We start from the raw sequence: 13813 nt of genomic DNA on the forward strand, positions 1-13813 counted from the left end.
ATACCAGCTAACCCCAAGAGCATCAACGAACGGACATATCAGTAACTGATGGCAAATGAAAGTACAGGCATCCAGAGCGGGGTGCAGTTTATTACCGTTGAAGAGGATCAGGGTGGGCAGCGTATCGACAACTTCCTGCGCACGGCGTTGAAGGGCGCGCCGAAAAGTCTGATCTATCGTGTCTTGCGCAAGGGTGAGGTTAGAGTCAACAAGAAACGGATCAAGCCCGAGTATAAGTTAGAGCCTGGTGACCTGATCCGTGTTCCGCCCATCCGCCTGCCGGAAAAGGGCGATGCGCCGGTGGTTGGCGACAAGCTGCTGGAGTTCCTGGAGCGTGCGGTGGTGTACGAAGATGACGCGCTGATGGTCATCAACAAGCCTTCCGGCCTTGCCGTTCACGGCGGCAGTGGAATCAATCTGGGCTTGATCGAGGCACTGCGTCAGTTGAGACCCCAGCAACGCTTTTTGGAACTGGTGCACCGCCTCGATCGCGATACCTCCGGGTGCATCATGATTGCCAAAAAACGATCGATGCTAAGGTATTTGCATGAGCTTCTGCGTCAGCACCGGGTGCAGAAGGTCTATCAGGCGCTGGTTCAGGGGCGCTGGGAGAGCAAGGATAAACGCGTGGATGCCCCCCTGCTCAGAGGGGAGCTGAAGTCGGGTGAGCGCATGGTCAAGGTCGATGCCCAGGGTAAACCGTCGCTAACCGATTTTCGTATTCTGCGGCGGTTCGGCGGTTCAGCTACGTTGATCGAAGCGCGGCCGAAGACCGGCCGTACGCATCAGATTCGCGTGCACACCCAGTTTGTCGGGCACCCGATCATTGGCGATCCTAAGTACGGCATAGATGTCATCAATCAGCAGTATCGTGAGTTGGGTTTCCGTCGACTGATGCTGCATGCAGCAGCACTCGAATTGAAACTGCCGGATGGAACCCCACTTAAGGTAGAGGCAGCTCTCGAACCACAGATTGAATCGGCACTCGAACAGTTGCTCCATAGCGTTGAAAAGCAGGATCAGAATCAGACAGGATCAGGATGTTGAATGTAAACGAACGGGATCTGGCCCGTATTTTTTCCGCCGCCGATCACATGCTTATGAGTGGGAAAAGCCCCGATGTTGGCGCAATCTCCGCTCAAGTCGAGCTCACTCCCCGCGAGGTGGAAACGTCGCTTGAGCGCTGGTGGCATGGTCTACCCGGACGGCTTCAACTGGGCGATCGCAGCACCAGGGCGCTTCCGGATATGCCGGAGACGCTGGCGCAATCCTTTATGCGTGTCTGGCAGCAGGCGGTTCAGGAGGCACAGGCCAATGTGCGGCGGGATCGTCAGCAGCACGAAGTTGGCGAGGAGGAGAGCAGGCGTATCAGTGAAGAGGCTCTGCGGCAATCTCAGGGGGTTTATCAGGAGCTCGAAGCGCGTTACCGCGAGCTGGGTGTTCGCCTGGAGCAATCAGAGCAGCATGCCAAGTCCCTCGAAGCCGAGATCGCGGTGCTGAAGAACAACCTCTCCATCGAGACCAATGAACGCAAGCGGGAAGAGCAGCTGCGCGCCAATCTCGATCACGAGCTCACCCAGCTGCGCAAGCAGTACGAGGATTATCGCCGCAACACCGAACAACGGTTGAAGGATGAGCAGCGCAAAGGGGTCGAAACGACAGCGAAAGCGGAAGTGGAGGTTCGCCACTATCGTAGTGCCTTGGACAAGGTCAGGGATGAGGCGGGGCGCAAAGAGGCCGCATTGACCCGCGACCTGCATGAACATCAGAGCGAACTGGCGCGTAAGGACGTCAAGCTCGATACCCAGGCCAGCCAGATCAAAGCGTTGGAAGCTGAGCTTGGCGCGATTAAGCAGAATATTGGTGTACAGCATCGCGATCTCTCAAAAACCAATAGCGCACTGCTGTCTGAGTCTAATAAAAGCAAAAGATTAGAAGATAAGGCGAAGGAGCTTGCTGAAGAGTTGCAGCGGTCCCAGCAGCGCGCGATGACGGCGGCGAGCGATGCGGCACGACGGGAAAATGCGTTGCGCGCTCAACTGAAGGAGCGTGATGAGGCGATGATGAAAGCCCAGGCACGTATCACTGCGCTGGAGAAGCGACTGGTGACTCAGGACGAAGAGATTCGACGGCTCAGTGCGCGTCTATAAGTCGACGCGTTTGAGGAATGGACGCGGAAGCGTCGCGCTGCTATACATATTCTCTGTGGTTATATGAGATTGTTTTTTTGATTACAAAAAACGGATGATGCGCCGCGATGAAGCTTCAGCAACTGCGATACATCTGTGAAGTCGCCAGGCATGACCTGAATGTCTCGGCGACTGCGCAGAGTCTTTATACCTCCCAACCCGGGATCAGCAAGCAGATTCGTCTGCTTGAAGATGAGTTGGGTGTCGAGGTGTTTGCGCGTAGCGGTAAGCATCTGACGCGAGTCACTCCCGCAGGGCAGGCGATTCTCTCCGTGGCGGAGCAGATACTGCAAAAGGTGGAGAGCATTCGTCAGGTGGCCCAGGAGTTCAGTGATGAAAAGAAGGGTAGCCTATCGATTGCCACTACCCATACCCAGGCACGTTACGCGCTGCCCAGTGCGATCAATGAGTTCATTAAGACCTATCCTGACGTGTCACTGCACATGCACCAGGGCACTCCGATGCAGATCTCCGAAATGGCGGCGGACGGAACGGTGGACTTTGCCATCGCTACCGAAGCACTGCAGCATTTCAGCGATCTGATCATGATGCCGTGCTACCGTTGGAATCGCTCGGTTATGGTGCCCAAGAATCATCCGCTGACGCAGGTGTCCAAGCTTTCGTTAAAAGATGTTGCCGCTTATCCGATTGTCACCTACGTGTTCGGTTTTACCGGGCGCTCCAAGCTCGATGACGCCTTCCGGCATCATGGTTTGGAGCCGAAGGTGGTGTTTACCGCCGTAGACTCGGATGTGATCAAGACCTACGTCAGGCTGGGGCTGGGTGTGGGGATCGTGGCTTCAATGGCGTACGAGCCGGGACCAGACGATGACTTGGTCGCGCTGGATGCCAGCCACCTGTTCGAGGCTAGCACAACCAAGATCGGCTTTCGCAAAGGGACCTTCCTGCGCGGCTATATGTACGATTTTATACGCCTTTTCGCACCGCACCTGACCCCTGATGTGGTGCGCAAGGTGCAGTCCTGTGACAATCGTGCAGAGGTCGATGCGCTGTTCGAAGGGTTGGAGCTGCCGCTGCTCTGAAGCGGTAGTCATCCTCAGCTCGCCCGCGTAAGGACGAACCTGTCCTGTTTCGGCGTTAGTTCCATTGCCTGCGCCAGTTTCTCATAGCACTTCAGTCGGTCTGCGAACCGGTAGGTGACGTTGATCGCCAGGATCTCGTCGACCTCATACTGATCACTTAGCTGCTCAAGTTGCTCACGGCACTGTTCCGGTGTGCCCAGAATCATCGTGCTCAGCGTCTCATCGAAATAGGCCTGGTCGGAAGGTGACAGGTGTCGGTAGAGTGACTGTACCTCTTCGGGCGAGCGCAGACCCTCACGATTGCCATGCAGATAGGCTTGCACCTTCCAGTAGGTATGGGTGGATGCGATGAATTTCGCCTCTTCCAGCGAATCCGCACAGATAACAGCGGTGGCCAGCATAGCGCTTGGTTGCTCGGCGAAGCCGCGGGGGCGATACGCCCTGCGATAGGCGCGAAGGATATCGGGTGAGCGATAGTCGGTGCCGATAAACAGGGCCAGTACAAAGCCGGTGCCCAGGGATGCCGCCAGGCTGGTGCTGCCGCTGCCCGAGCCCAGTACCCAGGGTGTGGGCGGGGTCTGGGTTCCTGGCATAGCGCGCAGGCCTCGATACTGATGTTCGTCGGGCAGATCGTTGCATACCAGGGCTAGAAGGTCCGCCAGCCGCTCGGCATACAGGTCGCTACCGGCAGGAGGTGCGGGATAGGCCAGGGCGTGGGTCGACAGGCTGCTGCCACCGGGGGCGCGGCCGACGCCCAAGTCTATCCTGTCGGGAAACAGCGCCTGTAGCGAGCTGAAGGCTTCGGCAACCTTGAGTGGGCTGTAGTGGGAGAGCATAACGCCACCGGATCCGACACGGATCTCCTGCGTCTGACTCGCGATGGCCGCAATCAGTATCTCCGGTGCGGGGCTTGCGTAACTGGGGGTGTTGTGATGTTCGGCTACCCAGTAACGGCTGTAGCCCAAGGCTTCGCACTGCTGTGCCAGTTGCACGCTACGGCGCAGTGCTTCCTCAGCAGGCCTGCCGTCGTATACCGGCGATTGATCGACAACGCCAATGCGTAACGACTGTCTCAAACCAAACCCTCCAGCGCGTCGCGTGCTACCTCTATATCCTGCTCGGCGGAACCGCCGGAGACGCCGATGGCGCCAACCAGTTCTCCATCGATACAGATCGGGAGGCCGCCGCCAAACAGCATCAGACCACCGTTGCTGAGCTCGAACCCGGTCAGCGTATGGTTGCGTACAATGTCGCCGATGGCATGGCTGGGGGCGTTGAACATGGCCGCGCAGTTGGCCTTGCGCATGGCGATATCGGCTGAGCCGGCAAATGCGCCATCCATGCGGCAGAACTGTAGCAGGTGGCCGCCAGCGTCGCATACGGCAATGCTCATGGTGCAGCCGTGGCGGCTGGCTGCTTCGCGTGCTCGGGCCAGCAGCTGGTCATTTATTTGATTGCTGAGTCTCATCTTGATCTATCCGTTTCAGGTGCTGGAGCAATAGTAAGGTATCTAAAAGGTGTTGCCTGCCTGCTCGAGCTGAAACACCAAATCCCGCTTTTGCAACTTGGTTGACCGGCATCAGTGCTGGAAAGCGTATTTCGGGTCTGCGTGGATGCTGCGTTGAAAGGCTGGAGGAATTCGGGGTAGAGTGGCGCACTGTTTATATAAACCGATAGCGGAGAGCGAACGTGGAGCTGGCTTGTCTTGACCTGGAAGGTGTTCTTATCCCTGAGATCTGGATCGCATTTGCGGAAGAGACCGGTATCGAGGCGCTGAAGGCCACGACCCGCGATATTCCCGACTACGACGTGCTGATGAAACAGCGCCTGTCGATTCTCGATCAGCATGGTCTGACACTGCCGCAGATCCAGGATACCATCAGTCGCCTGAGTCCGCTCGACGGGGCGCGTGAGTTTGTCGACTGGCTGCGCGAGCGTTTCCAGGTGGTGATCCTGTCCGATACCTTTTACGAGTTCGCGGCACCGCTGATGAAACAGCTGGGCTATCCGACGCTGCTGTGCCACAAGCTGGAGGTCAACGGCGACGGGCGCATCACCGACTACACCCTGCGCCAACGGGATCCCAAGCGGCAGTCGGTACGTGCCTTCCAGCTGCTCAACTACCGCGTCATCGCCGCCGGTGATTCCTACAACGATACGACGATGCTGGCACAGGCGGAAAAGGGGATCCTGTTCCACGCGCCGGATAATGTCATTGCCGAGTTCCCGCAGTTCCCGGCGGTACACAGCTACGACGACCTGAAAAAAGAGTTCATCAAGGCCAGTAACCGAGAGCTTTCGCTCTAATTCCGGTTGGTATGATCGGTCTTGCAAGAAGGGGCGGTTATAGCCCCTTCAGTGTTTCCAGCAGATTGTTCACCTTGTCGAACGACTCCTGGTATTCGGCATCCACTTCCGAATCAGCGACGATGCCGCCGCCGGCGGAACAATAGATCTTGCCATTTTCGATCAGCAGGGTGCGGATGCAGATGCTGGTATCCATGGTGCCGTCAGCGCTGATATAGCCGATCGACCCGCAATAGATGCCGCGGCGGTGCGGTTCCAGCTCGTCGATAATCTCCATCGCCCTGATTTTCGGTGCGCCGGTGATGGAGCCGCCGGGAAAGCAGTGCTGGAGCAGATCGAGACTGGTGAAACCCTCGGCCAGCTGGCCGGTAACGGCGCTGACCAGGTGGTGAACATTGGGATAGCTCTCGATCTTGAACAGCTCCGGTACCCTGACGCTGCCCGGCTGGCACACCTTGCCCAGGTCGTTGCGCAGCAGGTCGACGATCATCAGGTTTTCGGCCCGGTCCTTCTCTGCCTGTGCCAGTTCGTCGGCCAGCTGCTTATCCTGTTCCGGGGTTGTGCCACGCGGGCGGGTGCCCTTGATTGGACGGGTTTCCACCGCGCCGCTGGCGGATGTTTGCAGGAAGCGCTCGGGCGATAGCGACAGGATTGCGCCATCCTCAGACTCCAGGTAGGCCCCGAACGGGGTTGTAGCACGCTGGCGCAGCGTGCGGTATGCGTGGAATGGATCACCTTCGCAGCTAGCGCTCCAGCGCTGGGTCAGATTGATCTGGTAGCAGTCGCCGGCGCGGATGTACTCCTGAACGCGATTGAAGGCGTTGCGGTATGCTTCAGCCGGAAGGTTGCTGCTGAATTCCGACGTCAGTTTGAACGGCGCAGTGGTCTCGAGATCGCCCGACTCCATCAGTAGGTGGTGCAGCATCTCGACCTGCCGCGAATCGGCCTTGTAGTGGGAGACGAGGACACTTCGCTGCTCGGCATGGTCGATCACCACCGCCCAGAGATAGCGACCGACCCTCATCTCCGGCAGGCTCAGATCATCCTCCGCAAGGTCCGGCATACGCTCGAAGGCGCGGCCGAGATCATAGCTAAAGTGGCCTGCCAGCCCGCAGCAAAAGGGTAGGTGGCTGCTGCCGGGCGCGATCGCGATCTCCGCCTGCAGCTCCTTGAGCAGGCTCACCGGATCCCCGCCTATATTCTGCCAAAGCCCCTGTCTACGGACAGCGGTTTCCCCCCGGTTGTAGCGAACCACTACATCCGGCGCGGCGGCGACTATGTCGTAGCGACCGAATCGAGGATCTGTCTGCGGGTGAGCGCTGTCCAACAGAACCGGATCGCCAAATGGGCGCAGGCGATCCAATACAATAAAGGCGTCAAGCGGATAGGGAAGCGGATGGCAGTTGATCACGCGGCAGGATCCTGACCGGTAAAAAGGCCGATTTTAACGCTGCAGCTTGGAGCATGCGAGCCCGAGCGCCATTCTGATAGGTATAATGGGGGCTTGGATAGAGCAACTGATGGAATCTCTGCTAGATGAAGGCGCTGCAATACACCGTTGAACAACGAACCCTTAACCTTCCGGACCAGCAGGTGGTTTACCGACTCTATAAGCACGCCGGTGTGCAATCTGGACGCCGGCTGGTGCTGGTGCACGGTGCCGGCGTGGGAGGGCGCGATACCTGGGAGATGCTGCAGTCGTTTCTGACGCAGTGGGGGGAGGTGCTGGTGCCGGATATGCGTGGAACTGGTGACACCCGCTATCCGGACGGTCGGGAGCACGAGTTTACCGTGCAGCAGTTGGTGGCTGATCTCACTGCATTGGTCGATCACCTCGGGTGGTGGCGTTTTGACCTCGGTGGGTACTCTTTGGGCGGCATGGTCTGCATGCTGTTCAAGCAGCAGCACAACGACCGCGTCGGGAAACAGTATCTGCTGGAGTCGGCAGCGCTGGACAGGCCTGACTGGCAAACGACCGTCGCACTGAGAGAGCGGTTTTCGGATGCGGCCGTGCATCTGCGCACCGATAATCGGGAAGCGGGAATCCGCCAGTTTCTCGATACCATATCGCCCAATCGCCGTATCACTGAGCAGACCGAACGCTTGACCATTGCCCGCCTGGGCTATCGTCCGGAGGGGTTTGCCAATGCGCTGGATGCGGTAACCAAGGGTATTCGAAACCTGGACCGGGAGGCGATCCTTGCTGCCCAGGGGGATGTCAGCAGCTTTATCGGTGGCCAAAGCGTCGAGCTGATGCATCAGTTGCATATGCATCTGGCCGATGGGATGCCAAACTGGCACTACTTCCACGTGGCCGGTACCGATCACTCGCTGCCGTTCCAGAAGCCGCGCCAGATCGCACGTATAATGAACGATGAGTTGCAGCGCTATATGACTCAGCACGACCAGTCTGCACAAACCTGACCACACCCATACCGCCAACGCCCCTTTGCTCGGCTGCCATTTGGTCTGACAGCCGAGCAAGTGCTTTTGTTGACAATTCCCCCTCTTTCTTTATTGCGCCAATTCCTGAATGGCATGCGGATTTTGGGCTATTCCCGTGAGTTATGCGGGCAAATGGTTCATAATTCCTCCAATCATACTTTTGTCTGATGTTGACAATTTGACCGCTGGATTGGGTTGACTGCCCGTTTTTTCGACTGTAATGTGTCGACAATCTCACATTGTCGACAATCTTGAAGGGTTGCGATGAATACAGAAGCGAAACAGAGCTCAGTGCTCGAGATCGACCAAGAGAGTCGGACGTTAGCCGACCGGGTCTGCAAACAGATCGTCACCGCGATCGTCAAAGGTGAGCTGTTGCCGGGGCAGAAGATCAGCGAGCCAGAGCTGGCGCGCACCTATGGCATCAGCCGTGGCCCGTTACGCGAAGCGATGCGCCGTCTTGAAGGCTGGCGGCTGGTTGAGCGCAAACCGCATATCGGTGCGCGAGTGGTCAAGCTGTCCGCTCAGGAGCTGATCGAGATCTACCGGGTACGCGAAGCGCTGGAGGGCATGGCCTGCCGTCTGGCTGCTGAGAACATGACTCAGGACGAGATAGACAGTCTCAAGGCGCTGCTTGATACCCACGAGCAATCGATCGAGCAGCGTGAGGGTCGCTCCTACTTTCAGAAAGAGGGCGATCTCGATTTTCACTACCGCGTTGTTCAGGGCAGCAAGAATGCCAAGCTGCAGGAGATGCTGGGCGCGGATCTATACCACCTGGTACGCATGTACCGTTACCAATTCAGCGTTTCCAGCTCACGACCAAAACGTGCGCTCAAGGAGCATCGTCAGATTATCGATGCTATTGAAGCACGGGATGCCGAGCTGGCCGAGATGCTGATGCGTCGCCATATCAGTGCGGCGCGACAGAACATCGAAGATAAGCTGAACGCCAAAGAGCTAACCTCAAGGGGATCATAATGGCTGAGAAACTGACTGCGGGTGCGCGTTTCCGTAAAGCGCTGGCTGAGAACCAGCCGCTGCAGATTGTTGGCACCGTCAATGCGTACAACGCGATGATGGCTACACGTGTGGGTCACCAGGCTATCTATCTGTCCGGTGGTGGCGTCGCCAACGCGTCATACGGTCTGCCTGACCTGGGCATGACATCGATGAACGATGTACTGGAAGATGTGTGTCGCATCACCAGCGCTGTCGACACTCCGTTGATGGTCGATATCGATACCGGTTGGGGTGGCGCATTCAACATCGCACGCACCGTGAAAGAGATGATCAAAGGCGGTGCTGCTGCCGTTCATATCGAAGATCAGGTAGCGCAGAAGCGATGCGGCCATCGCCCTAATAAAGAGATCGTATCCCTGCAGGAGATGGTCGACCGTGTAAAAGCGGCAGTCGATGCCAAGACCGATGACAGCTTCTTCATCATGGCGCGCACCGATGCGTTCCAGATGGAGGGTCTCAATGCGGCCGTTGAACGTGGCCAGGCATGCCTGGAAGCGGGTGCCGACGGTATCTTCGCCGAAGCGGTACACACGCTGGATGATTACAAAGCGTTCTCCGACGGTATCAATGGTGCCCATCTGCTGGCCAATATCACTGAGTTCGGTGCTACGCCGCTGTTCAATACGCGCGAACTTGCCGAAGTGGGGGCCACCATGGTGCTCTACCCGCTGTCCGCCTTCCGTGCCGCCAACAAGGCCGCGCTGAATGTCTATGAGCACCTGCTCAACGATGGCGACCAGAAAGCGGTTGTCGACACCATGCAGACCCGCATGGAGCTTTACGATTTCCTCAACTACCACGACTTCGAACAGAAGTTGGATGCGCTGTTTGCCGAAGGCAAAAACAAGTAACCCACGCCTCCAACTGAGAGAAGAGCGCGTTAGACGCTCACGAGAGACCCAAGGAGAAGATCATGGCTGAAGCAAAGAAACTCGGTGGTGCAGGCTTGCGTGGACAGTCCGCAGGCGAAACCGCGCTGTGTACTGTAGGTAAAACCGGTGCGGGTCTTACCTATCGTGGCTACGACATCAAGGAGCTGGCCGACAAGGCGCAGTTCGAAGAGGTCGCCTACCTGCTGCTGTACGGCAAGCTGCCGAACCAATCCGAGCTCGATGCCTACAAGGCGAAGCTGAAAGGACTGCGCGGACTGCCGGACGCGCTGAAAGCGGTGCTGGAGCAGATTCCGGCGAGTGCCCATCCGATGGATGTGATGCGCACCGGTTGCTCGATGCTGGGCAATCTTGAAACTGAGCAGGATTTCAGCGAGCAGATCGACAAGATCGACCGTATGCTGGCGGTGTTCCCGTCGATCATTAACTACTGGTACAACTTTGCCCACCAGGGCAAGCGTATTGATACCGAGACCGATGCCGACTCCATCGGCGAGCACTTCCTGTGGACGCTGCACGATAAAAAGCCGGATCCCCTGCACGTCAAGGTGATGCACGCTTCGCTGATTCTTTACGCCGAGCATGAGTTCAATGCCTCTACCTTTGCCGCTCGCGTCTGCGCGTCGACCCTGTCCGACATCCATAGCTGCGTGACGGGTGCCATCGGTACCCTGCGTGGCCCGCTGCATGGCGGTGCCAACGAAGCAGCGATGGCGATGATCGAGAACTGGACATCCCCGGATGAAGCAGAAGCCGAGATCATGGGGATGCTGGAGCGCAAAGAGAAGATCATGGGCTTCGGTCACGCGATCTATCGTGACTCCGACCCGCGCAATGCGATCATCAAGAAATGGTCAAAACAGCTCGCCGAACATGTGGGCGACAGCGTGCTCTATCCGGTATCCGAGCGGGTCGAGGCGGTGATGTGGCGCGAGAAAAAGCTGTTCTGCAACGCTGACTTCTTCCATGCATCGGCTTACCACTTCATGGGTATCCCGACCGAGCTGTTCACGCCGATCTTCGTCTGCTCTCGCGTGGCAGGCTGGACCGCTCACGTGATCGAGCAGCGCGCCAACAATCGCATCATCCGTCCGTCCGCGGACTACACCGGCCCCGAAGCGGCCGAGTGGGTGCCGATCGAGAAGCGCGCTTAAGATGACAATCCGCGGAGGTCCGATCGGGCCTCCGCCTCCACAACGCTCAAGGGAAGAGTCCGGCACAACCGGATTCTCATCTCACACTACACGATGGATTCCCGACGCTATGAATACTGAATTTCGCAAAGCCCTTCCCGGCAGTTCGCTGGACTACTTCGACACCCGTGCCGCTGTCGACGCAATTCAGCCGGGCGCCTACGACAAACTGCCCTACACCTCACGCGTGCTGGCCGAACAGTTGGTACGCCGTTGCGAGCCGGAAGCACTGACCGATTCGCTGAAACAGATCATCGAGCGCAAACGCGACCTGGACTTCCCCTGGTATCCGGCCCGTGTGGTGTGCCATGACATTCTCGGTCAGACCGCGCTGGTGGACCTGGCGGGTCTGCGTGATGCGATCGCAGAGCAGGGCGGCGATCCGGCCAAGGTCAACCCGGTGGTGCCGACCCAACTGATCGTCGACCACTCGCTGGCGGTGGAAGCAGCAGGGTTCGATCCGGACGCGTTCGAAAAGAACCGCGCCATTGAAGACCGTCGTAACGAGGACCGCTTCCACTTTATCGAGTGGACCAAGACCGCGTTCAAGAACGTGGATGTGATTCCCGCCGGGAACGGCATCATGCACCAGATCAACCTGGAGAAGATGTCGCCGGTGATCCAGGCCCGTGATGGCGTGGCCTTCCCCGATACCTGTGTCGGCACCGACTCCCACACCCCCCATGTGGATTCCCTCGGTGTCATCGCCATCGGTGTTGGCGGTCTGGAAGCGGAAACCGTCATGCTCGGCCACCCGTCGATGATGCGTCTGCCCGATATTGTCGGCGTCAAACTGACCGGTAAGCGCCAGCCGGGTATTACCGCGACCGATATCGTGCTGGCTCTGACCGAGTTCCTGCGCCAGGAGCGTGTGGTGGGAGCCTATGTTGAGTTCTTCGGCGAGGGTGCGTCCAGCCTCACCCTTGGTGATCGCGCCACGATCTCCAACATGTGCCCCGAGTTCGGTGCGACCGCGGCGATGTTCTACATCGACCAGCAGACTATCGACTACTTGAAGCTGACCGGTCGCGAGCCGGAGCAGGTTGAACTGGTCGAGAACTACGCCAAAACTACTGGCCTATGGGCCGATGCGCTGGCAGGTGCGGAGTACGAGCGCGTGCTGGAGTTCGACCTGTCCACCGTGGTGCGCAACATGGCCGGTCCGTCAAACCCACATCGTCGTCTGCCAACCAGCGCTCTGCATGAGCGCGGTATCGCAGACGAGGCGAAGCTGGCGGCTGCCAAAGCCGAAGAGGCCGAAGGCCTGCTGCCCGATGGCGCCGTGATCATCGCCGCCATCACCTCCTGCACCAACACCTCCAACCCGCGTAACGTGGTGGCTGCCGGTCTGCTGGCGAAGAAAGCCAACGAGCTGGGCCTGGTGCGCAAGCCCTGGGTCAAGAGCTCCTTCGCACCGGGCTCCAAGGTTGCCCGCCTCTATCTGGAGGACGCTGGCCTGCTGCCGGAACTGGAGAAGCTCGGTTTCGGTATCGTGGCTTATGCCTGCACCACCTGTAACGGCATGTCCGGTGCGCTGGACCCGAAGATCCAGCAGGAGATCATCGACCGTGACTTGTATGCGACCGCCGTGCTGTCCGGTAACCGCAACTTCGATGGCCGTATCCACCCCTATGCCAAGCAGGCGTTCCTGGCATCACCGCCGCTGGTGGTAGCCTACGCCATCGCCGGTACCGTGCGTTTCGATATCGAGAAGGATGTGCTGGGCACCGACACGAGCGGCAATCCGGTCACGCTGAAGGATCTCTGGCCCTCGGACGAGGAGATCGATGCTATCGTCGCGACCTCGGTTAAGCCTGAGCAGTTCAAGCAGGTCTACATCCCGATGTTCGACCTCGGTGAAATAGAGCAGGCGGAGAGTCCGCTCTACGACTGGCGCCCGATGTCCACCTATATCCGTCGTCCGCCCTACTGGGAAGGGGCGCTGGCCGGGGAGCGCACACTGCAGGGGATGCGTCCTCTGGCGGTGCTGCCGGACAACATCACCACCGACCACCTGTCACCGTCCAATGCCATTCTGGCAAGCAGCGCGGCGGGTGAATACCTGGCCAAGATGGGCCTGCCGGAGGAGGACTTCAACTCCTATGCGACCCACCGCGGCGACCATCTGACCGCTCAGCGCGCGACTTTCGCCAACCCGAAATTGCTTAACGAGATGTGCCGTGATGACAACGGCGAGGTGATTCAGGGATCACTGGCCCGCGTCGAGCCGGAAGGGCAGCAGATGCGTATGTGGGAAGCGATAGAAACCTACATGAACCGCAAGCAGAACCTGATCATCGTCGCCGGTGCCGACTACGGTCAGGGCTCGTCCCGCGACTGGGCGGCCAAGGGGGTGCGTCTGGCCGGAGTCGAGGTGATTGTGGCCGAAGGCTTCGAACGTATCCACCGGACCAATCTGGTGGGCATGGGTGTGCTGCCGGTGGAGTTCAAACCGGGCACCACCCGCCTGACCCTGGGTATCGACGGTACCGAAACCTACGATATCAAGGGTGACATCTCACCGCGTGGCGACCTGACCCTGGTGATCAATCGTCGCAATGGCGAGGTGGTCGAAGTGCCGGTGACCTGCCGCCTGGACACCGCCGCCGAGGTCAGTGTCTACAACGCTGGCGGTGTGTTGCAGCGCTTTGCCAAAGACTTCCTTGGCCAAGCGTAAGCAGGGTGCTAGCCCCGCTCCCGCAGAGGGGAGTGGGGCGTAACAG

The 13813-nt window shown here is 58.7% G+C and carries 12 protein-coding genes; 9 read left to right on the plus strand and 3 right to left on the minus strand.

The features are described from left to right. The first annotated feature begins 48 nt into the window (after positions 1–48). From rluC to cysB, 3 genes are all read left to right on the plus strand, one after another. Positions 49–1047, plus strand: coding sequence for a 23S rRNA pseudouridine(955/2504/2580) synthase RluC (gene rluC / locus IEX40_RS15935; protein WP_188750044.1), 999 nt, complete (start codon positions 49–51; stop codon positions 1045–1047). After that, positions 1041–2150, plus strand: coding sequence for a DNA-binding protein (locus IEX40_RS15940; protein ID WP_188750046.1), 1110 nt, complete (start codon positions 1041–1043; stop codon positions 2148–2150). The genes rluC and IEX40_RS15940 overlap by 7 nt, the downstream gene beginning before the upstream one ends. A 107-nt stretch (positions 2151–2257) precedes the next feature. After that, a complete protein-coding gene (gene cysB / locus IEX40_RS15945) occupies positions 2258–3232 on the plus strand; it encodes an HTH-type transcriptional regulator CysB (RefSeq protein ID WP_188750048.1) in 975 nt (324 codons plus the stop codon). A 14-nt stretch (positions 3233–3246) separates the two neighbouring features. Here cysB and IEX40_RS15950 read toward each other — a convergent pair whose 3' ends face one another. Further along, entirely contained in the window at positions 3247–4308 is a 1062-nt protein-coding gene (locus IEX40_RS15950) for an LLM class flavin-dependent oxidoreductase (protein WP_188750051.1), read from the minus strand. After that, positions 4305–4700: a GlcG/HbpS family heme-binding protein gene (locus IEX40_RS15955; RefSeq protein ID WP_188750052.1), complete on the minus strand. Its 396-nt coding sequence runs from the start codon at positions 4698–4700 to the stop codon at positions 4305–4307. Before IEX40_RS15955 ends, IEX40_RS15950 begins: the two co-directional genes overlap by 4 nt. A gap of 221 nt (positions 4701–4921) precedes the next feature. Here IEX40_RS15955 and thrH point away from each other — a divergent pair, with 221 nt between their 5' ends. After that, a complete protein-coding gene (gene thrH / locus IEX40_RS15960) occupies positions 4922–5539 on the plus strand; it encodes a bifunctional phosphoserine phosphatase/homoserine phosphotransferase ThrH (protein ID WP_188750055.1) in 618 nt (205 codons plus the stop codon). A gap of 37 nt (positions 5540–5576) precedes the next feature. Here the strand turns inward: thrH and pabB are convergent, their stop codons facing one another. Continuing rightward, positions 5577–6950 carry an aminodeoxychorismate synthase component I gene (gene pabB, locus IEX40_RS15965; RefSeq protein ID WP_229680799.1) on the minus strand — a complete coding sequence of 458 codons (1374 nt, stop codon included), beginning with the start codon at positions 6948–6950 and terminating at the stop codon, positions 5577–5579. A gap of 125 nt (positions 6951–7075) precedes the next feature. On the opposite strand from pabB, the gene IEX40_RS15970 reads away from it, so the two are divergent. The 5 genes from IEX40_RS15970 to acnD all read left to right on the plus strand — a co-directional run bounded on the left by IEX40_RS15970 (position 7076) and on the right by acnD (position 13767). Beyond that, positions 7076–7963 carry an alpha/beta fold hydrolase gene (locus tag IEX40_RS15970; RefSeq protein WP_188750056.1) on the plus strand — a complete coding sequence of 296 codons (888 nt, stop codon included), beginning with the start codon at positions 7076–7078 and terminating at the stop codon, positions 7961–7963. 285 nt (positions 7964–8248) lie between these two features. Next, positions 8249–8965 carry a GntR family transcriptional regulator gene (locus tag IEX40_RS15975; protein ID WP_188750058.1) on the plus strand — a complete coding sequence of 239 codons (717 nt, stop codon included), beginning with the start codon at positions 8249–8251 and terminating at the stop codon, positions 8963–8965. Then, positions 8965–9858: a methylisocitrate lyase gene (gene prpB / locus IEX40_RS15980; RefSeq protein WP_188750060.1), complete on the plus strand. Its 894-nt coding sequence runs from the start codon at positions 8965–8967 to the stop codon at positions 9856–9858. Before IEX40_RS15975 ends, prpB begins: the two co-directional genes overlap by 1 nt. A 62-nt stretch (positions 9859–9920) precedes the next feature. Next, complete coding sequence (gene prpC / locus IEX40_RS15985) at positions 9921–11051, plus strand: bifunctional 2-methylcitrate synthase/citrate synthase (RefSeq protein WP_188750062.1); 1131 nt, start codon at positions 9921–9923, stop codon at positions 11049–11051. A gap of 109 nt (positions 11052–11160) precedes the next feature. Next, on the plus strand, positions 11161–13767 hold the full coding sequence (acnD, locus tag IEX40_RS15990) for a Fe/S-dependent 2-methylisocitrate dehydratase AcnD (protein ID WP_188750063.1): 2607 nt from the start codon (positions 11161–11163) through the stop codon (positions 13765–13767). The last annotated feature ends 46 nt before the right edge of the window (positions 13768–13813 follow it).

Origin of the sequence: Marinobacterium zhoushanense (assembly GCF_014641945.1) — a bacterium.
Taxonomy (GTDB): Bacteria; Pseudomonadota; Gammaproteobacteria; order Pseudomonadales; family Balneatricaceae; genus Marinobacterium_D; species Marinobacterium_D zhoushanense.

Coding starts and splice junctions, on each gene's coding strand:
- rluC (WP_188750044.1), top strand. CDS start 49: ATGGCAAATGAAAGTACAGGCATCCAGAGCGGGGTGCAGTTTATTACC.
- IEX40_RS15940 (WP_188750046.1), top strand. CDS start 1,041: ATGTTGAATGTAAACGAACGGGATCTGGCCCGTATTTTTTCCGCCGCC.
- cysB (WP_188750048.1), top strand. CDS start 2,258: ATGAAGCTTCAGCAACTGCGATACATCTGTGAAGTCGCCAGGCATGAC.
- IEX40_RS15955 (WP_188750052.1), bottom strand. CDS start 4,700: ATGAGACTCAGCAATCAAATAAATGACCAGCTGCTGGCCCGAGCACGC.
- IEX40_RS15970 (WP_188750056.1), top strand. CDS start 7,076: ATGAAGGCGCTGCAATACACCGTTGAACAACGAACCCTTAACCTTCCG.
- IEX40_RS15975 (WP_188750058.1), top strand. CDS start 8,249: ATGAATACAGAAGCGAAACAGAGCTCAGTGCTCGAGATCGACCAAGAG.
- prpB (WP_188750060.1), top strand. CDS start 8,965: ATGGCTGAGAAACTGACTGCGGGTGCGCGTTTCCGTAAAGCGCTGGCT.
- prpC (WP_188750062.1), top strand. CDS start 9,921: ATGGCTGAAGCAAAGAAACTCGGTGGTGCAGGCTTGCGTGGACAGTCC.
- acnD (WP_188750063.1), top strand. CDS start 11,161: ATGAATACTGAATTTCGCAAAGCCCTTCCCGGCAGTTCGCTGGACTAC.